A 16,769-nucleotide genomic window follows, 5' to 3' on the forward strand; every position below is an offset into this window, starting at 1 on the left:
CCTCCGCGCCCCACCCTGAAGGAGACACGGATATGCGTATCTTTCGAACGCGCCGCGCCTTTGGCGCGGTGGCGCTGGCCCTGGCCGGCGCGCTGACCCTGTCAGCCTGCGGCGGCGGCTCCGACGCCGGCCAGGAGCTGTCCGACGAGGCGGTCACCTTGCGGTTCACCTGGTGGGGCTCGGACGCCCGCCATCAGCGCACCCAGCAGGTGATCGAACTGTTCCAGAAGGAACACCCGAACATCACCGTGAAGGGCGAGTTCAAGGACTGGAACGGCTACTGGGAGAGCCTGGCCACCACGGTCGCCGCCAACGACGCCCCGGACATCATCCAGATGGACGAGCTCTATCTGGCCTCCTACGCGGAACGCGGCGCACTGCTCGACCTGGGCACCGCCACCAAACACCTCACGACCGGTGACTTCGACAAAGAGGCGCTCGCCACCGGGCAGGTCGACGGCAAGCAGTACGGGCTGCCGGTCGGGCTGTCCGCATACGCGATGGTGGTCAACACCGACCTGCTCGCCCAGTACAAGGTGACGCCGCCGGACGACAACAGCTGGAACTGGGCCGACCTCAAGAGCATCGGCGAGCAGATCTCCAAGGCCAGCGGCGGCAAGGTGACCGGCGTGCAGGCGTTCGGATTCGACGCCGGCAGCCTCAACATCTGGGCCCGGCAGAACGGCGCCTCCCTCTACGACAGCAAGGGTGACGTCGCCATCCCACCGGCGGTGCTGGCCAGCTTCTGGTCGTACCTGCTGGATCTCACCAAGTCCGGCGCCGCGCCGGAAGCCTCGGTCACGATCGAGCGGGCCAGCGCCAGCCTGGACCAGTCCGGTACCGCGACCAACGCCTCGGCGTTCGGCACCTGGTGGAACACTCAGCTCACCTCGCTGGCCGCGGCCAGCGGGTCGAAACTGCAACTGCTGAAAATGCCGGGCGAGGCGACCGCCGGCTCCCCAGGCTCGTACTACAAACCGTCGATGTTCTGGTCCGTCTCGTCGCGGTCGAAGCACCCGGCCGAGGCAGCCCTGTTCGTCGACTTCCTGGCCAACAACGACGCGGCCGCCAAGGTAATGCTGACCGACCGGGGCGTGCCGGCTAACACCAAGATCCGCGCAACGATCACCCCGCAACTTGAGGAGACGGACAAGGCCGCCGTCGCCTACCTGGACGCGTTGAAGGTCGGACCGGCGCCGCGGGTGACGCCGAATGGGGCCAGCAGCGTCGAGACGATCCTCAAGCGGCACACCGAGGACGTCCTGTTCGGACGCGCCACCCCGGACCAGGCCGCAGCCGCGTTCATCAAGGAACTGCAAGCCGAAATCGACGGCGCATAACCCGGGATCGGGGCCGGCCGCCGCACCCCGGGCGGCTGGCCTCCCAGGGTAGGAGTGAAGGGACACCAATGGCAGAAGGCAGGTATCGGACCGCGATCGTAGGCACCGGGGGGATCGCGGTCGCCCATGTCCAAGCCCTTCAGGGGCTTGCCCACCGCGCCGAGCTGGTCGCCGTCGCCGACGTCGAGCTAAGCCGCGCCAAGACGTTCGCGGACCGGTGGGGCGTGCCGGACACCTACGACGGGGTGGCCGAGCTGCTGGACGCCCAGCAGCTGGACTTGGTACACCTGTGCACGCCGCCGGAGCAGCATGCCCCCCTCGCGCTGCAGTGCCTGCGTGCCGGAACGACCGTCCTGGTGGAAAAGCCCCCGACCCTGTCCCTGGCCGAGTTCGACGACCTCGTCGCCGCCGAAGATGATTCCGTCGGGCACGTCGCCACCGTGTTCCAGCACCGGTTCGGCTCTGCCGCGACACGGCTGCGGCGGATGGCTGCCGCCGGTGAGCTCGGTCGGCCGCTGCTGGCGACCTGCGCCACCCAGTGGTATCGCGACGACGACTACTTTGCCGCGCCCTGGCGGGGCACCTGGGAGTCCGAGGGTGGTGGCCCGACCATGGGCCACGGCATCCACCAGTTCGACCTGCTGTTGTCGATTCTCGGGCCGTGGCGGGAGGTCACCGCCCTGGCCGTGCGGCAGGCTCGGCCCACCGACACCGAGGACGTGTCGATGGCCCTGGTCACCTTCGACAACGGCGCGGTCGCCTCCGTGGTCAACTCGGTCGTCTCACCCCGGCAGACTTCGGCGCTACGGATCGACTTCGAGCACGCCACGGTCGAGGTCGAACACCTGTACGGCTACGACGACAAGGACTGGACACTCACCCCGGCACCCGGCCACGACGGCGTCCTGGCCGACTGGATCGCCGGCGGCGACAACGTCCCCAGCGGTCACGCGGCCCAGCTGGCGGCCGTGTTCGACGCGCTCGACCGAGACGAGCCGCCACCGGTCACCCTCACCGACGCCCGCCGCACCATGGACTTCGTCGCCGCCTTGTACGCCTCCGCCTTCACCGGGGAGCCCGTCCGCAGCGGGCAGATCGGCCCGAACAGTCCGTTCGCGACCCGGATGGACGGCACCGGCGCACCCTGGAAGGAAACCAGCACACCGTGACGCGCTCCCTGCAGGCGATCCACACCGTCGGTACGCAGATCACCGTCGCCGCTGGCGATGTTGAGCTTTTCACCTACGTCTACGACCCTGACACACCGGTGCTGGAGTCACCCAAGCCGTATTTGCACCCGATCCGGACCCTCGCCGGGGCCGAGGTGAGCCTGTTCCGCCCACACGACCACGTCTGGCACAAAGGCATCGCCTGGTCACTGCCGCACGTCGGTGAGCACAACTTCTGGGGCGGACCCACCTACGTGCACGGCAGCTTCTACGTCCAGCAGGACAACAACGGCAGCGCCACGCACCGGGAGCTGACCGCGCTGTCCGCCCACGACCGCCTGGCCCACATCGCCCACCGGCTCGACTGGACCTCCCAGGCCGGCGCGCCGGTCATCGACGAACACCGAACCCTGTCCGCCGTCCTCGTCGACGACAGATGCTGGGTGTTGACGTTCGAGACCGCGATGACGAACGTCTCCGGGGCCGTTCTCCACATCGGTTCGCCGACCACGAAGGGGCGCGAGAACGCCGGCTACGGTGGGCTGTTCTGGCGCGGGCCCCGGTCGTTCACCGGCGGCACCGTCCAGGCGCCGAGTGGGACCGGAACCGGCGACAACCTTCGCGGCGTCAGGGCAGAGTGGTTCGCCTTCCGGGGCCAGCACGACGTCACCGGCCGGCGGTCGACCATCGTCATGGTCGACGACACCGCGAACCCGCAACATCCACCGCAGTGGTTCGTCCGCAGCGCCGAGTTCGCCTGCCTGTGCCCGGCACCGTTCTTCAGCGAAGAGCTTCCCCTACCGGACCAGGAGACGGTCCGCTTCCGGTACGCCGTCGTCGTCGCCGACGGAGACCACGGCGACGACGGCACCACCCACCTGGCAGAACTCGGCCGCGCCATCCTGCGCCCGGACGCCGCCCATCCACGGAAGGGGGCACAGTGATCCGCGCCTTCCCCGGCGGCACCACCCCGAGCCACCTCTTCGTCTACGGCAGCGCCTGCCCGGACGGCCTCGTCGGCGGCACACCACACCTGCACACCGCCTCCACCGAGGCATACATCGTCATCGACGGCGACGGCGCCCTGCACACCCTCGACCCGTCCGGGCTGCGCGAGACACGCCTCGATCCCGGCGACGTCCTCTGGTTCACCCCCGGCACCATCCACCGGGTCATCAACCACGGCAGCCTCCAGGTGCTAGTCATCATGTCTAACGCCGGTCTGCCCGAGGCCGGCGACGCCGTGATGACCTTCCCACCCGAGATCGTCGCGGACCCGGACCGTTACCGGCAGGCCGCGACCCTGCCTCGCGAGCAGTCCGCAGCGGCGCTCGACGACGCTGCCCAACGCAGACGGGACCTGGCCGTCAAGGGGTTCGAACGGCTGGTCAAGGCCGCCGAATACGGCGATCCTGGACCGCTGGAGCGGTTCTACAACGATGCGACCGCCCTGGTGCGACCGAACGTCGACCAGTGGCGGCGCATCTGGCAGGAGAACGTCGCCGACCAGACCACCTACACCGCCGGAGTCCTGGACGCACTTCAACGCGGCGACGGACAACACCTGCGCGACGCCGCACTCCTGCACGCGCCACCCAGCGCCACCCTCGGCTTCGGCATGTGCGGCCGGCTACGCACCTACGACGTGCGAAACCCGGCCCACGACAGGGACCGGCCCTGACGTCGCCAGCACTCACACCCGACCAGCCCAGTCGGATTCGTCCGGCGCTAGGGTGGCCATGCGCGGGATGACGCGGGCGTCGGAGGACCGACCAACACAGCTTTCCTCCAGCAGAAGCCGAGGCCACACCGGGCTACCCACGACCTATCCCGCTCGCACGCAGCACAGCTCAGCAGAGCCGCACGATGACGACGCGCGCAACGGTGGCCCGCGTCGATAGTGGGGAGATCCGCATCCGTCAGTCGAGCAGCGCTGGGCCCATCGAGATCGGCCCAGCCTCCCGGACAGCTCATCCCGCGCGCCGCACCGAGCAGGGACGTGTAGGGCGCCTTCCGGCGGGGCGCCCGCCCCATGGCCCACAGGGGCGAACCAACTGGCGTTTCGGACGCGGCCACACGGAGACCGGTCTGCCAGGTCCAGCAGGGGTTCGCCGACCACAGCGACAAAATCACCCAACACACGCACCTCCTTGCGGCGGACACCGCGACGACGGTGCGTCTCAATGGCGGGGAACCGTTGATCTCCGAGGGGGCCGTTCGTGGAGGACAAGGAGGTGGTCAGCGGCTACGTCGAGATCCATGTCGCAGACCTGGACGAGGCGATGGCGATGGAGCGGACGTAGCCGCGTGCCCCTTGGTCGAGATCCGCCCTATCGCCGGATGACGTATGTGTCGCATGGCGAGCCGGTTCGGGTGGGTTCGGGACCACGCGGGCCGGCTCGCCGCGTCGCTGGTGCACTTGATCGGGGACTTCACCACCGCCGAGGACCTGGTCCAGGACGCGGTGGAGGCGGCGGTGCGGTGGCCCACCGACGGGATCCCGGAACGCCCCGACGCCTGGCTCTACACGGTCGCCCGGCGGCGGGGCCCGGACCTGCTGCGCCGGGACGCCGCGCAACGGGGCAAGCTCGCCCTGGTGGTGTGGCCGACCCAGCCGGATCCGGCCGATTAGCTCCGGCTGATCTTCACCTGCTGCCATCCGGCGCTGCCGCAGTACCCGCGCAGGTCGCGCTCACCCTGCGGGTGGTGTGCGAGTTGATCCACGTCGCCTCACACCGACCACACGACGCGCCGTCAATCCTGTACCGTGCCAGAACTCGTCGCACATGCTGTGAGCTGGCATTTCTCGGCTTGGTTCGATGGTCGTCGGTATGGTCGTACGGTTGCTGTACCTGGGAATGATCCACCTGTTCACCGGGTTGGGGTTACTGATCCGGGGCGACAGAGCGCTGCTGGTCGAGGTCCTTGATTACCCAACCGCCGCTGCGGTGCCCCTCCCCCCGGCCCGCCGGCGGGCGACTCCACGACGTCGTCGAGCGACCCGAAGCGTTGCGCACACTGGCCTGCGCCACCATCTTTTGGTGCAGGCCAGTGTGCCGCGTTGACGTGAGAGTTTTGAGAAGAACGATCGTCAGGTCAGTCGCACATCGCCCGCTTGTACAGGCTCGACAGTGCGTCGTCGATGGGGTGGTGCTGTGGCTGCCCCGAAGCGTCCAGCGTGTTCCACCGCACTAGGTTCATCGCCACGGACAGCTGCCGGTTGCCGTCGGCGCTGACCATCGTCATCGTCTGTGCGCCCCAGACCGTGCCGTCGTGACCCCAGATCGGGCCGCAGCCGGCAATGGCGAACCTGTGCAGGCCCAGACCGTACATGACCGGCTCGCCGGTCTGGTTGATGACCGGGACGGTGGTCTGCATCTGCTCCAACGACGCGGGGCTGACGATCCTGCCGCCGAGTAGCATGCCGTAGAAGCGATTGACGTCCTCGACGGTTGACACCAGGCCGGCTCCGGTCGACACCCAGGACATGTTGTAGACGCTGTAGTCCCGCGGCGGGTCGATGAGGCCGAAGAACGACTCGTACAGTTTCGAGTGCGCTCCGACGATGCGTTCCCCGTCTGGAAAGCCGGTGTTCCGCAGCCCGGCGGGCTTGATGACGTTGCGGGTGATGTACTGCTCGGCTCCGATGCCGCTCACCGCCTCCAAGAGCTCGCCGAGCAGCAGGTAGTTGGTGTTCGAGTACACCCCTTTGGGTGCCCCCGGTTCGCCGGCGGAAGGCGCGTCGACGCCCATGCCGATCAGCTCTGCTCGGCTGAACTGCCGGAACCGGTTGTCGTCGAGGCTCCTGGTGGATCCGGCTGCGGGGAACGTCTGGAGGGACGGGAACGCGTAGGGAAGGTAGTCGGGCAGGCCGCTGGTGTGGTTGAGAAGCATCCGCACCGTGATCCTGTCGCCGCGCGCTCCGGGCACGAGCCGCGGCAGGTAGCGGCCGATGGGCGCGTCGAGGCCGACCGTGCCCCGCTCGACCTGCTGCATCACCGCAACGGCGGTGAAGGTCTTGGTGATGCTGCCGACGCGGTGCCGCTGGGTCGGTGTGGCCCGCCGGCCCGTTTGTAGGTCGGCGACCCCGGAGGCGCCGCGCCACGTGTCACGACCTTCGCGTACCTCAGCGAAGACGCCTGGTACGCCGGCGCGGTGGATCGCGTCCAGGGCGGACTGCAACTCGCAGGCACGGGAGCGAGTCGTCGCGGACGCCGGGGTCCCCATCGCGGCCATGCCGATGCCGAACGCGGCGCCACCGACAAGCCCTCTTCGGGTGATGTTCATCGCGCTGGTCCCTTCCCGACCGATGCTGGCTGCGCCTCACTTGGTTGCGCGTCGGAGCGGGTACCGTGCAACCGGAGCGACTTTTCGAACATGTTCCGAAAGATAGCACGACATGCGCGCCCGCCAAAACCCGAGGACAACTTCAGAGTCAGCCAGCGATGTGTGCTGCCCTGTCGATGAGGCGACCCGCCCCGTTCCGCGGACGTGGACCGCGGAGGATGATGGGCTCATGCCCCGATCCCACGGTCGCACTGGCCGGCCGCCACTGACCTCCCGTGCGGAGATCCTGGAGGCCGCCAGGAAGATCATCGACCGGGATGGCTGGGAGAGGCTCACGGTGCGCCGGCTGGCTGCTGAGCTCGGGATCGGGCCGACGACCCTCTACCACCACGTGCGCGACCGCGAGGATCTGCTGATCCAGCTGCTCAACGAACATGCCCAGCAGACGCTGCGCCGCGACTTGCCCAGCGATCCGCGAGATTGCATCGTCGCATCGGCCATCGCCATCCACGACTCGCTCGCCGCCTGGCCTTGGGCTGCCGAGGTCCTCACCGCTGACGGCTTCCTGCGCCGCCTCGGCCAGCCGGCGTTGGAGATGGTCGAGGCAATCGTCGGCGCGGCCGCCGAAGCTGGGTGCACGTCCGAGCAAGCCGTCCACCTCTTTCGCGGCATCTGGTACTACACCGTCGGCGAGATCCTGGTTCGCGCACACTCCGACAGCCGGCGCGCGGGCGACGGCCATGACGCCCCCGACGACGCCTTCTTCGACCGCGCCGACCTGTCCCGGCTGCCGCACCTGGCCGGTATCGGCAACCGATGGCCCGCCCTCGCCGCACAGGACACGTACGTCGCGGCGCTTGGGGCCTTCGTCGACGGCCTGCTCGCCCACGCCGGGGCGGTGCCTCGCATCGAACCTCGCATTTGACGTCGTCCAGCGCGACGCGTGGCTAAGCGCACTCTCCGCCGCGCGGTGCTACCTCGATCACGCCGAAGGGCTGGCCGTGGCGTCTGCGCAGCGACTCATCGTCGCAGGCAACCTGGTAGTCGCCACCCTTCGGCAGGACGGATTCAATGGCGAACCACCGGACCCCAACCCATCATCGAAGGCATCCACTTCCACGACCTCCGCCACACCCACAAAACCTGGATGATCGAAGACGGCACCCCGCAAATCGCCCAAGCCCGCCGACTCGGCCATCGCCTACCCGGCATCCGCGGCACCTACAGCCACGTCACACCAACGATGATCGCCGACATCATCAGAGCCCTCGAAAACCGCTGGCAAACAACTCAATCCGACAGCACCAAGCGCCTGTACGGTGCCAATACCTGTCGCACCTGCTGTGAGCTGGGGCTTCTTGGGAATGAGGCACCTTCGAGGTCATGGCCTTCCAACCTATCTATCTGGTCGCGATCCGCCTGTTCGACGCTTCGCTCCTCGCGGTTCGCAGCGACCGCGAGGTGCTCGCGGAACTGCTGGCCCTCCGCCACGAGGTCGCGGTGCTGCGTCGTCAGATCCATGGCCGCCCACGCCTGTCCTGGCCAGACCGGGCGATCCTATCCGCGCTCGCCCGGCGGCTGCCCCGCGCGGTCCGCATCCACCGGATCGTGACACCGGCGACGCTGCTGGCGTGGCATCGCCGCCTGGTCCAAGGTCGCTGGACCTACCCCAACCGTGGTGGCCGACCACCCGTCAGTGGCGCGATCCGCGAGCTCATCCGCCGGATGGCGCGGAACAACCCTCGCTGGGGCCACAAGAGAATCCAAGGCGAACTACTCGGACTGGGCCACCGCGTCGGCTTCGGGTGTATGCCGTCCGGTCAGGGTCGCGCCCGCACCATCCGCCGGATCCTGGCCCGTGACCGCCTCGGCCCCGCACCCCGCGACACCGACACCTCCTGGCGGACGTTCCTGCGTACCCAGGCAACCGGCCTCCTGGCCGCCGACTTCTTCCACGTCGACGTACGTGCTGGTCGTCATGGAGATCGCCACCCGACGGGTCCACCTGCTCGGTGTGACCGAGCACCCGACCCAGGCGTGGGTGAGCCAGCAGGCCCGCAACCTGCTCATGAACCTCGGCGAACGGGCCAACGGCTTCCGGTTCATGATCCGCGACCGCGACACCAAGTACGCCGCATCGTTCGACGCCGTCCTCGCCGACGAGAACGTACAGGTGGTGAAGACACCACCGCGCACGCCGAGGGCGAACGGTTTCGTGGAGCGCTGGGGGCGCAACATGCGCGAGGAGTGCACCGACCACGTCCTGGTCTACGGCCAGCGGCAGGCCAGGGTGGTACTGACCGAGTACATCCGACACTTCAATCACCATCGCCCTCACCAAGGCCGAGGGCAAGTACCGCCCAACCGTGAGCCGGGCATCGTGATGCCGATCGACAGCCTTGTCCGACGCCGACGACGACTCGGCGGGGTCATCAACGAATACCACCTGGCCGCTTGACGGATCTACGAACTCGCAGGTCAGCAACCGGAACTGAGTTTGGCACCCTACAGGGCGCTGTGCAGGCGGGACCGGACCGTGCCGACCGGAATACCGAGTGCGCGGGCCACCTCTGGATAGCTCAGCTGTGCCTGACCGACGAGCGTCAGCACCTCCCGCTCCCGGACGGACAGGCGGGCGAGCACCGCGGCGAGCTTGCGGACGTGATCCTCGGCGGCGACCCGGGACAAAACCCCACGGCGTCGTCGTCCAGCACGGGATCGACCCCGGTGCGGGCGAGAGCCCGGTACTGGCGCACCTCCGCACGTTGTTCCCGGCGCAGGAGGTTGGCGGCGATCCCGTACAGCCAAGGACGGGCATTGGTCTGCGAGATGTCGTAGCCTTCCCTGCCGCGGAACGCGACCAGGAACGTCTCGGCGGCGAGGTCGTCGGCGATCGAACGACCGACCCGGCGGGCCAGATACCGGTGGATCGCCTCGGCGTGCCGGTCGAAGATCTCAGCGAACCGCTCCGGGTCGGTCCAGGAGGATCGGATCAGTTCGTGATCGCCGACCACGCCCGTCGCCTCGTTCATGTCGACCACATCCGCAGGCATCGTCACCCCGGCGGACACGGCGCGGCCCGCTCACCGGCCACAACACCTGACGGATGGGTCATCGGCTCTCCCCTGGAGTGTCGGAGTCTGTCACCCGTCATTGCCCGATCGAACCCAACCAGTTCAGTCAGGCCCTCGTGCGCGCGATACCGGGGACAGTTACGTCGGCAGGCACCTAGCGGAACCGTTGCGAGAGCAGAGCAGCAAAAGGTCCGACGCCCAGGAACATCGGAAAATCAGAGATCCGGATCCACAGCAGACCAAGCGGCGCCAGGGTCTGTGGACCGAACGGAGACCTCTCTACTACCAACGCCTTGACAAGAGAGGTGCCGTTGGCGAGACAGGCCCGCACGCACGCCCGCAGGCGCCGGTCTTATCGGGTCAGGTTCGGCCCCGGCCCGCGCTGCTGCGACGTCCCCTTGCTGGGCTACTGGCCGGGTTGCTGCCCGTTCTGCGGTGTCGGCGTGAGTCGTGTGGTGAGCAGGTCGAGGATGGCTACGAAGTCCGTCACCTGTTGGGGTTCGAGGCCGGCGAACAGGTATGTGGCGGCGGTCTGGTAGTCGGTGTCGAGTTGTTCGGTGACGGCGGTGCCAGCCTCGGTGAGGCCGACCAGGATGGCCCGGCGGTCGGTGGGGTGTGCGCGTCGGTGGACGAAGCCGGATTCCTCCAGGGCGTCGACGAGGGTGGTGATGTTGCGGGCGGTGACGCCGATGGTCTGGGCCAGTTGACGTTGGGTGGACGGGCCGTGCCGGTGTAGCTGCCAGATCACGGTGGCGCGGGCCCGGCTGAGCCCTTTGGCGACCAGCCCCGCCTGCATGTAGGCGCTGACGGTCACGGCAAAGGCGAAGATCCGCTCCATGGGATCGGGAAAGTCGTCGCACGCCGGTACGGCCGGCTCCACCGACTGATTGTGTATGTTGTTCACTATGTATAGCCTCCACAGTTATCGTAGTGGCGTCGGCTGACCGGCGTCCATGGTGACCGCAGGGACAGGGGAAGCTATGGCAGGGATGTCACATCCGATCTTCGCCCGGTTCTACGAGCGGATGAGCGTGCTGATGGACCAGGCGGGAGCTGCCGAGCACCGGCAGGCCCTCGTCGCCGGTTTGACCGGCAGGGTCATCGAGGTCGGTGCCGGCAACGGCCGCATGTTCGCGCACTACCCGGCGTCGGTGACCGAGGTGGTGGCGGTGGAGCCGGAGCCTCGGCTGCGCGCGACCGCCACGACCGCCACGATGAGCGCGCCGATTCTGGTCCGGGTGGTCGACGGGCTCGCCGACGCGCTGCCTGGGGCGGACGGGGAGTTCGACGCGGCGGTGGTGGCGTTGGTGCTGTGCACGGTGCCGGACCAAACCGCCGCGTTGGCGGAGATTCGGCGGGTGCTACGCCCGGGTGGGCAGTTGCGGTTCTACGAACATGTGGCCGCCGAGGAGTCCGGCTCGCTGCGGCGGGTGCAGCGGCTCGCGGACGCGACGGTGTGGCCGTGGCTGTTCGCCGGCTGTCGAACCGGCCGCGACACCGCCGCCGCGATCGCCGCAGCCGGGTTCGAGATCGGCGAGCTGCGGCGTTTCCGGTTTCCGGCCGAAGGGCCGGCCAGTCCGGCGGCACCGCACATGCTCGGTCGCGCCACCCGCCCGGCCGCCGGTGAGGCGACGCGGTGAACAACGCAGATGGCACGCAACGTCAGGTCACCGTCTACACCCGGCCGGGCTGCCCGTACTGCTTTCTGCTGCGGTTCGGGTTGCGTCGCCGCCGGGTCGCGTTCACGGAGGTCAACATCTGGACGGACGCGGAGGCGGCGGCTGCGGTCCGGGCCGTCGCCGACGGCAACGAGACCGTGCCGACGGTGCACGTCGCCGGAGAGTGGTTGGTGAACCCGCGCGCTGAGACGGTCGACCATCTCGCCCGCCGCTGACGCGCTCGTCCCACGGTCCGGGTCAGGCCCAGTTGAGGCGCTGGCGCAGCAGGGATTGTTCGGCCGGGTTGGCGGTCATGGCGAGCGCCTGCTCGTCAGCGGCGTGCGCTTCGTCGAGGCGGTTCAGGTCGCGGAGGAGTTCGGCGCGGGTGGCGTGGAAAAGGTGGTAACCGCCCAGAGTGTCGGCGAGGGTGTCGACGTCGTCGAGCGCGGCGGTCGGGCCGGTGACGTAGCGGTTGGCGACCGCCCGGTGCAGCCGGGTGACCGGGGACGGGGCCAGGTGCAGCAGCATGTCGTAGAGGACGAGGATCTGCGTCCAGTCGGTGTCCTCCCACCGGGAGGCTTCGGCGTGACAGGCCACGATCGCCGCCTGGAGCTGGTACGGGCCGGGCCGCCTGCGGGCGGCGGCATTCGCGATGAGCATGCTGGCGTCGGCGATCGTCTGCTGGTTCCAGAGCGTCCGGTCCTGGTCGGGCAGTTGGATGATGCCGCCCTGCTTGTCGAACCGGGCGGCGGTGCGTGCCCGGTGCAGTCGGATCAGCGCGAGCAGTCCGGTCACCTCCGGCTCGGTGGGCATCAGGTTGTGCAGCGTCGCGGCGAGGAACTCGGCGTCGTCGGCCAGGTCTCGGCCGTGGTTTGGGTCGGCGGTGGTGGGTAGGTATGCCTCGTTGAACAGCAGATAGACCACGGACAGGACTTCGGCGAGCCGGTGGCCGAGTTCGTCGTCGGCGGGGACCCGATACGGGATGCCGGCGTTGGCGATCTTCCGTTTCGCGCGGGTGATCCGCTGCCCCACCGTGCTCTCCGGGACCAGGAATGCCTTCGCGATCTGGCCGGTGGTAAACCCGCACACCACCCGCAGGGTGAGCGCGACCTGTGCGGTGCGGGGCAACGCTGGATGGCAGCAGGTGAAGATCAGCCGGAGCTGGTCGGCCGGGTCCGGCTGGGTCGTCCACACCACCAGGGCGAGCTTGCTGCGGTGCGCGGCGTCTCGGCGCAGCAGGTCTAAGCCCCGCCGCCGGGCGACCGTGTAGAGCCAGGCGTCGGGCCGGTCCGGGATCCCGTCGGCGGGCCAGTGCCGCAGCGCCGCCTCCACCGCGTCTTGGACCAGGTCCTCGGCGGCGGTGAAGTCCCCGATCAGGTGTACCAGCGACGCGGCGAGCCGGCCCGCGTGGTCCCGGACCACCCGGGCCAGTTCATCATGCGACACATCAATCATCCGGCGATGGGGCGGATCTCGACCAGCGGGCACGCCGGCCACGCCCGGACGATCGCCATCGCCTCGTCCAGGTCAGCGACGTCGATCTCGGCGTAGCCACTGATCACTTCCTTGCCCTCCACGAACGGCCCGTCGGAGATCAACGGTTCCGCGCCGTCGAGCCGCACCGTCGTCGCGGTGTCCGCAGGTAGCAGATGCGCGTGATGGGTGATCTTGTCGCTGTGGTTGGCGAACCACTGCTGCACCCGTGCGTAGGCCCGTCCCCGCTCTGGCTCGTCCATCGCCCGTAGCTCGGCGGCGAACTGCTCGGTCTCGACGAACATCAGTACATACTTCATGCCCAGCCCTCTCAGTTGGCCGGCAACGTCGCGTACAGGTCGATGCCGTTGCCGTCCGGGTCCAGCACCGTGGCGTACCGCATGCCCCAGAACGCGTCCCACGGCCCCGCGCCCCCCGGTATCCGGCGCCGGTCAACTCAGCGTAGGCGGCGTCCACCTCGGCCGGGCTGCCCAACTCGAACGTAAGGAACGCCGCCGTGCTTCCCGAACCCCGCGACCAACCCGGCCGGGCCATCCCCGTCAACTTCTCCGTATCCAACATCAGATGCAGACCGCACGGAAGGTCACAGGAGGCATGATCGGGCATCCCCTCATCAATCTGGAACTCCAGGCCGAGCCTGCGGTAGAACGCCACGGAAGCATCCATGTCCGACACGATCACGTCGATCGCGTTCATCGTCGCTTTCATTATTTGACTCCTTGTCACCGTGCACCGCTCGGGCAGGCGGCCATCATCGTCACCTGGTAGACGACCGCCAGAGGCCTGGATCCGACAGTCGGCCAAGATTTCTTCTCCCGCCTCTCGGAGCTAGGCCGGGCCGCTGTCCGGGTCTCGCCCGCTCGCCTCACGTGTGCGACCCCTGCGATCGTGGAGACGAGCACGCCGGCCGGCGCCGGTCGTTGAGAGGGCGTCTACCGCGACCGTCCGTCAGATCAGGTCAGCTGGTATCAGCGGGAACCGGCGACGTCCCTGCACCTGTTGACCCGGGCGGGCCTCGGACCCGACACCTCGGTCATCGACGTCGGCGGCGGCGCCTCCCACCTCGTCGACCGGCTCCTGGAACGCGACATCCACGACATCACCGTCCTCGACGTCGCCGCCACCGCCCTCCAGACCAGCCGCGACCGACTCGGCCACACCGCCGCCATCACCTGGATAACCGCCGACCTCCTCCAGTGGCAACCAGAACGCCGCTATCAGTGGTGGCACGACCGCGCTGTGTTCCACTTCCTCGCCGACCCAGCCGACCGCGCCCGCTACGCCTGTACGGTGCCAATACCTGTCGCACCCGCCGTGAGCTGGTGCTTCGTGAGCTTGGAGCACCTTCATGGCCATGGTGCTCCGATTGGTCTATCTGGTCGCGATCCGCATGTTCGACGCCCTGCTGCGCGCGGCCCGTAGCGACAACGTCGTGCTCGCGGACTGCTGGCCCTTCGCCATGAAGTCGCGGTGCTACGCCGTCAGGTCCACGGCCAACCACGCCTGTCCTGGCCAGACCGGGCGATCCTGTCCGCCCTGTCCCGCCGCTTGCCCCGCGCGCTCCGCATGCACCGGATCGTAACCCCGGCGACCCTGCTCGCCTGGCACCGCCGGCTGGTCCAACGCCACTGGACCTACCCCCAACGCGGCGGCCGACCACCCGTCAACGACTCGATCCGCGACCTCATCCACCGAATGGCCCGCGACAACCCCCGCTGGGGCCACAAGAGAATCCAAGGCGAACTGCTGGGACTGGGCCACCGCGTCGGCCTCGGCACCATCCGCCGAGTCCTGACCCGTGGTCGCCTCGGCCCCGCACCCCGCGGCAACCGACACCTCTTGGCGGAGGTTCCTGCGTACCCAGGCCACCGGACTGCTGGCCGCCGACTTCTTCCACGTCGATACCGTGTGGCTGCGCCGGCTGTACGTGCTGGTCGTCATGGAGATCGCGACCCGCCGGGGTGCACCTGCTCGGCGTGACCGAGCACCCGACCCAGGCGTGGGTGACGCAGCAGGCCCGCAACCTCCTCATGAACCTCGGCGAACGCACCAGCGACTTCCGGTTCATCATCCGCGACCGCGGCACCAAGTACGCCGCATCGTTCGACGCCGTCCGCGCCGACGAGGGCGTACAGGTGGTGGAGACACCACCGCGTACACCGACGGCGAACTGTTTCGTCGAGCGCTGGGGTCGCAGCATGCGCGAGGAGTGCACCGACCACGTCCTGGTCTACGGCCAGCGGCATGCCAGGATAGTGCTGACCGAATACGTCCGACACTTCAATGACCATCGGCCGCACCAGGGGCGCGGGCAGGTACCGCCAAACCGTGAGCCGGGCATCGTGATGCCGGTCGACGGCGTTGTCCGACGCCGACGACTCGGCGGGGTCATCAACGAATACTACCGGGCCGCTTAAACGGATCTACGAATCCGCAGGTCAGCGACCGGAACCTCGTTTTGGCACCCTACACGCACTCTCACCTCGGTTCAGCTCGCCGCTTCCGATCGCGGCTCCTCGCCACGACCAGCGGGAGATACCGGAAGCCGAGCCATGTGCCCCAGCCGAAGGACGCGAACGCCGCAAGCCCACAGATCAGCGCCGGCACACCACTCCCGTGTCCCATGCCCTGAATCAGCAGGAGTCCCAGACCAGGAAGCGCGAACATCGCGCCGGCATCGCGGATCGGGCCCGGAAAATCCGGCATATGACCGGTCAACACGATCAAGAGGCCCGCGCCGACGAGGCCGCCTCCCATGACAAGCCCGGTAACTGTTGCCAGCGTCGACATCTTCACATCCTCACGTTTGCTTGAAGGCTACACATCCCACCGGCCCGGCGCTGCTCTAAACAGGACCGTTCCACCGGCGACGGACATCCACGATGGAACGGTCCGGGCAGGAATGCGTCCTGTCGGGTCAGAACCTGTGGTCGACGGACGGGGCCGGCAACCTGACAACAGATCCTATATTCGTCCGATCTCCTGCTTCTCGCTGACCATCCAAATCACTCCGGGGCGGTAGTCATCGCGCTTGCCCCACGCTTCGAAGAGTTCAGACCAGGCAGTGTAGGTCAAGCCGGCGTAGGCTCCAACTCCCGTTCCAATCCCGCCGCCGCTCGCGGCCCCTACAGGACCACCAAAGGCACCAATTCCTACACCGACAGCTGCACCCACTCCCCGCCAATCCCAGCATTGGTTGCCATTCACTCCTAATGTGTCCCCAGTCGACGGGTTCTCCACTCGACGTCTTCTCGGGATATTTTTCCTTCCATACGTACTTGAAGAAGACGCAGGCGCCGCTTGTCCGGCACTTCAGGCTTCCGCCGTTCACCGCCGCGTCACCCAAGAGGTATGTGCAACCTTCCTCTGCCTTGCACTCGTTGACGTCCACTTCGCACGCTCCGACTACATTGCAGTTATAGGTCGTCCCCATCCCACGCGGCTTGACCTCTTTGCGAACGGCCTCGGCGAGGGTATACCACAGGTGCCAGCGGTCCGCGACTTGCAACGCCTCCTGGACGGCCCTGTCAGCTGCGCCCGCCAGGACCCTGGTGCCCGCGATCGGTACGGCGTCGATCGCGCCGGATGAGCAGAACGAACACCGTAGCACTTGCGATCGATATCGCCGCCAGGACAAGTCCGCCCGATCGCTTGCCCGCGGACCCTAGGAGTAGGACGATCGCGAATACGCCAGTGATGACCGAAAATCCTATCGAAATTATGCGATTCACCAGATAATGATGTCGA

The 16,769-nt window shown here is 68.0% G+C and carries 22 protein-coding genes and 1 pseudogene; 12 read left to right on the forward strand and 11 right to left on the reverse strand.

Annotated features, from left to right (window positions below; genetic code table 11):
• Nucleotides 1-32: 32 nt before the first annotated feature.
• The 5 genes from C6361_RS29790 to C6361_RS37760 all read left to right on the forward strand — a co-directional run bounded on the left by C6361_RS29790 (nt 33) and on the right by C6361_RS37760 (nt 5,141).
• Entirely contained in the window at nt 33-1,340 is a 1,308-nt protein-coding gene (locus C6361_RS29790; protein ID WP_107269765.1) for an ABC transporter substrate-binding protein, read from the forward strand.
• A 68-nt stretch (nt 1,341-1,408) separates the two neighbouring features.
• Nucleotides 1,409-2,509, forward strand: coding sequence for a Gfo/Idh/MocA family protein (locus tag C6361_RS29795; RefSeq protein WP_107269766.1), 1,101 nt, complete (start codon nt 1,409-1,411; stop codon nt 2,507-2,509).
• A complete protein-coding gene (locus C6361_RS29800; RefSeq protein WP_107269767.1) occupies nt 2,506-3,453 on the forward strand; it encodes a PmoA family protein in 948 nt (315 codons plus the stop codon). Before C6361_RS29795 ends, C6361_RS29800 begins: the two co-directional genes overlap by 4 nt.
• The gene (locus tag C6361_RS29805; RefSeq protein ID WP_107269768.1) at nt 3,450-4,190 is read left to right on the forward strand and encodes a cupin domain-containing protein; all 741 of its coding nucleotides are present in this window, start codon (nt 3,450-3,452) and stop codon (nt 4,188-4,190) included. The genes C6361_RS29800 and C6361_RS29805 overlap by 4 nt, the downstream gene beginning before the upstream one ends.
• A gap of 675 nt (nt 4,191-4,865) precedes the next feature.
• A complete protein-coding gene (locus C6361_RS37760; RefSeq protein ID WP_199853122.1) occupies nt 4,866-5,141 on the forward strand; it encodes a sigma factor in 276 nt (91 codons plus the stop codon).
• On the opposite strand, the gene C6361_RS38470 is transcribed toward C6361_RS37760, so the two are convergent.
• Nucleotides 5,138-5,233 (reverse strand): DUF2785 domain-containing protein, encoded by a 96-nt coding sequence (locus tag C6361_RS38470; protein WP_234359095.1) that lies wholly within the window; start codon nt 5,231-5,233, stop codon nt 5,138-5,140. The two genes, C6361_RS37760 and C6361_RS38470, sit on opposite strands and share 4 nt — an antisense overlap.
• A gap of 372 nt (nt 5,234-5,605) precedes the next feature.
• Nucleotides 5,606-6,796, reverse strand: a complete 1,191-nt coding sequence (locus C6361_RS29820; protein ID WP_199853123.1) for a serine hydrolase — start codon at nt 6,794-6,796, stop codon at nt 5,606-5,608.
• A 229-nt stretch (nt 6,797-7,025) separates the two neighbouring features.
• On the opposite strand from C6361_RS29820, the gene C6361_RS29825 reads away from it, so the two are divergent.
• The gene (locus C6361_RS29825; RefSeq protein ID WP_107269769.1) at nt 7,026-7,721 is read left to right on the forward strand and encodes a TetR/AcrR family transcriptional regulator; all 696 of its coding nucleotides are present in this window, start codon (nt 7,026-7,028) and stop codon (nt 7,719-7,721) included.
• A gap of 365 nt (nt 7,722-8,086) precedes the next feature.
• Here the strand turns inward: C6361_RS29825 and C6361_RS38475 are convergent, their stop codons facing one another.
• Both C6361_RS38475 and C6361_RS38480 read right to left on the reverse strand, forming a co-directional pair.
• On the reverse strand, nt 8,087-8,317 hold the full coding sequence (locus C6361_RS38475; protein ID WP_234359096.1) for a hypothetical protein: 231 nt from the start codon (nt 8,315-8,317) through the stop codon (nt 8,087-8,089).
• Between the two features lie 252 nt (nt 8,318-8,569).
• A complete protein-coding gene (locus tag C6361_RS38480; RefSeq protein ID WP_234359097.1) occupies nt 8,570-8,788 on the reverse strand; it encodes a hypothetical protein in 219 nt (72 codons plus the stop codon).
• Between C6361_RS38480 and C6361_RS38485 the strand changes: the two genes are divergently transcribed.
• Nucleotides 8,775-9,254 carry a transposase gene (locus C6361_RS38485; protein WP_234359098.1) on the forward strand — a complete coding sequence of 160 codons (480 nt, stop codon included), beginning with the start codon at nt 8,775-8,777 and terminating at the stop codon, nt 9,252-9,254. The genes C6361_RS38480 and C6361_RS38485 overlap by 14 nt on opposite strands.
• 47 nt (nt 9,255-9,301) lie before the next feature.
• On the opposite strand, the gene C6361_RS38490 is transcribed toward C6361_RS38485, so the two are convergent.
• The 3 genes from C6361_RS38490 to C6361_RS29845 form a co-directional block, all read right to left on the reverse strand.
• Entirely contained in the window at nt 9,302-9,439 is a 138-nt protein-coding gene (locus C6361_RS38490; RefSeq protein ID WP_369930695.1) for an RNA polymerase sigma factor, read from the reverse strand.
• On the reverse strand, nt 9,400-9,828 hold the full coding sequence (locus tag C6361_RS29840) for an RNA polymerase sigma factor (protein WP_234359100.1): 429 nt from the start codon (nt 9,826-9,828) through the stop codon (nt 9,400-9,402). Before C6361_RS29840 ends, C6361_RS38490 begins: the two co-directional genes overlap by 40 nt.
• A 448-nt stretch (nt 9,829-10,276) precedes the next feature.
• The gene (locus tag C6361_RS29845) at nt 10,277-10,750 is read right to left on the reverse strand and encodes a MarR family winged helix-turn-helix transcriptional regulator (protein ID WP_159079551.1); all 474 of its coding nucleotides are present in this window, start codon (nt 10,748-10,750) and stop codon (nt 10,277-10,279) included.
• Nucleotides 10,751-10,859: 109 nt separating this feature from the next.
• Between C6361_RS29845 and C6361_RS29850 the strand changes: the two genes are divergently transcribed.
• Both C6361_RS29850 and C6361_RS29855 read left to right on the forward strand, forming a co-directional pair.
• A complete protein-coding gene (locus C6361_RS29850; protein ID WP_234359101.1) occupies nt 10,860-11,510 on the forward strand; it encodes a class I SAM-dependent methyltransferase in 651 nt (216 codons plus the stop codon).
• Nucleotides 11,507-11,764 carry a glutaredoxin domain-containing protein gene (locus tag C6361_RS29855; RefSeq protein ID WP_107269772.1) on the forward strand — a complete coding sequence of 86 codons (258 nt, stop codon included), beginning with the start codon at nt 11,507-11,509 and terminating at the stop codon, nt 11,762-11,764. The genes C6361_RS29850 and C6361_RS29855 overlap by 4 nt, the downstream gene beginning before the upstream one ends.
• Before the next feature lie 22 nt (nt 11,765-11,786).
• Here C6361_RS29855 and C6361_RS29860 read toward each other — a convergent pair whose 3' ends face one another.
• The 3 genes and pseudogenes from C6361_RS29860 to C6361_RS39315 form a co-directional block, all read right to left on the reverse strand.
• A complete protein-coding gene (locus C6361_RS29860; protein WP_107269773.1) occupies nt 11,787-12,983 on the reverse strand; it encodes an RNA polymerase sigma factor in 1,197 nt (398 codons plus the stop codon).
• The gene (locus tag C6361_RS29865; RefSeq protein ID WP_234359102.1) at nt 12,980-13,306 is read right to left on the reverse strand and encodes a YciI family protein; all 327 of its coding nucleotides are present in this window, start codon (nt 13,304-13,306) and stop codon (nt 12,980-12,982) included. The genes C6361_RS29860 and C6361_RS29865 overlap by 4 nt, the downstream gene beginning before the upstream one ends.
• 169 nt (nt 13,307-13,475) lie before the next feature.
• Nucleotides 13,476-13,676: pseudogene (locus C6361_RS39315) on the reverse strand (glyoxalase); the annotation flags it as partial.
• Between C6361_RS39315 and C6361_RS37240 the strand changes: the two are divergent.
• The 3 genes from C6361_RS37240 (at nt 13,587) to C6361_RS38500 (ending at nt 15,439) form a co-directional block, all read left to right on the forward strand.
• On the forward strand, nt 13,587-13,790 hold the full coding sequence (locus tag C6361_RS37240) for a hypothetical protein (protein WP_159079552.1): 204 nt from the start codon (nt 13,587-13,589) through the stop codon (nt 13,788-13,790). The pseudogene C6361_RS39315 and the gene C6361_RS37240 overlap by 90 nt on opposite strands.
• Before the next feature lie 231 nt (nt 13,791-14,021).
• Nucleotides 14,022-14,444, forward strand: a complete 423-nt coding sequence (locus C6361_RS39320) for an SAM-dependent methyltransferase (protein ID WP_199853124.1) — start codon at nt 14,022-14,024, stop codon at nt 14,442-14,444.
• Between the two features lie 554 nt (nt 14,445-14,998).
• Entirely contained in the window at nt 14,999-15,439 is a 441-nt protein-coding gene (locus tag C6361_RS38500) for a transposase (RefSeq protein WP_234359104.1), read from the forward strand.
• A 61-nt stretch (nt 15,440-15,500) separates the two neighbouring features.
• Here the strand turns inward: C6361_RS38500 and C6361_RS29885 are convergent, their stop codons facing one another.
• Complete coding sequence (locus tag C6361_RS29885; protein ID WP_159079553.1) at nt 15,501-15,812, reverse strand: hypothetical protein; 312 nt, start codon at nt 15,810-15,812, stop codon at nt 15,501-15,503.
• Nucleotides 15,813-16,769: the final 957 nt, after the last annotated feature.

The organism is Plantactinospora sp. BC1 (assembly GCF_003030345.1).
Classification (GTDB): Bacteria; Actinomycetota; Actinomycetes; order Mycobacteriales; family Micromonosporaceae; genus Plantactinospora.

Excerpts from the sequence above, each read along its gene's own strand:
- C6361_RS38485 (WP_234359098.1), top strand. The coding sequence starts at position 8,775 with ATGGAGATCGCCACCCGACGGGTCCACCTGCTCGGTGTGACCGAGCAC.
- C6361_RS29795 (WP_107269766.1), top strand. The coding sequence starts at position 1,409 with ATGGCAGAAGGCAGGTATCGGACCGCGATCGTAGGCACCGGGGGGATC.
- C6361_RS37760 (WP_199853122.1), top strand. The coding sequence starts at position 4,866 with ATGGCGAGCCGGTTCGGGTGGGTTCGGGACCACGCGGGCCGGCTCGCC.
- C6361_RS38475 (WP_234359096.1), bottom strand. The coding sequence starts at position 8,317 with ATGGATCTGACGACGCAGCACCGCGACCTCGTGGCGGAGGGCCAGCAG.
- C6361_RS29840 (WP_234359100.1), bottom strand. The coding sequence starts at position 9,828 with ATGAACGAGGCGACGGGCGTGGTCGGCGATCACGAACTGATCCGATCC.
- C6361_RS29790 (WP_107269765.1), top strand. The coding sequence starts at position 33 with ATGCGTATCTTTCGAACGCGCCGCGCCTTTGGCGCGGTGGCGCTGGCC.
- C6361_RS29850 (WP_234359101.1), top strand. The coding sequence starts at position 10,860 with ATGTCACATCCGATCTTCGCCCGGTTCTACGAGCGGATGAGCGTGCTG.
- C6361_RS29885 (WP_159079553.1), bottom strand. The coding sequence starts at position 15,812 with ATGTCGACGCTGGCAACAGTTACCGGGCTTGTCATGGGAGGCGGCCTC.
- C6361_RS29825 (WP_107269769.1), top strand. The coding sequence starts at position 7,026 with ATGCCCCGATCCCACGGTCGCACTGGCCGGCCGCCACTGACCTCCCGT.
- C6361_RS37240 (WP_159079552.1), top strand. The coding sequence starts at position 13,587 with ATGCAGACCGCACGGAAGGTCACAGGAGGCATGATCGGGCATCCCCTC.
- C6361_RS29820 (WP_199853123.1), bottom strand. The coding sequence starts at position 6,796 with ATGAACATCACCCGAAGAGGGCTTGTCGGTGGCGCCGCGTTCGGCATC.
- C6361_RS29865 (WP_234359102.1), bottom strand. The coding sequence starts at position 13,306 with ATGTTCGTCGAGACCGAGCAGTTCGCCGCCGAGCTACGGGCGATGGAC.
- C6361_RS29860 (WP_107269773.1), bottom strand. The coding sequence starts at position 12,983 with ATGATTGATGTGTCGCATGATGAACTGGCCCGGGTGGTCCGGGACCAC.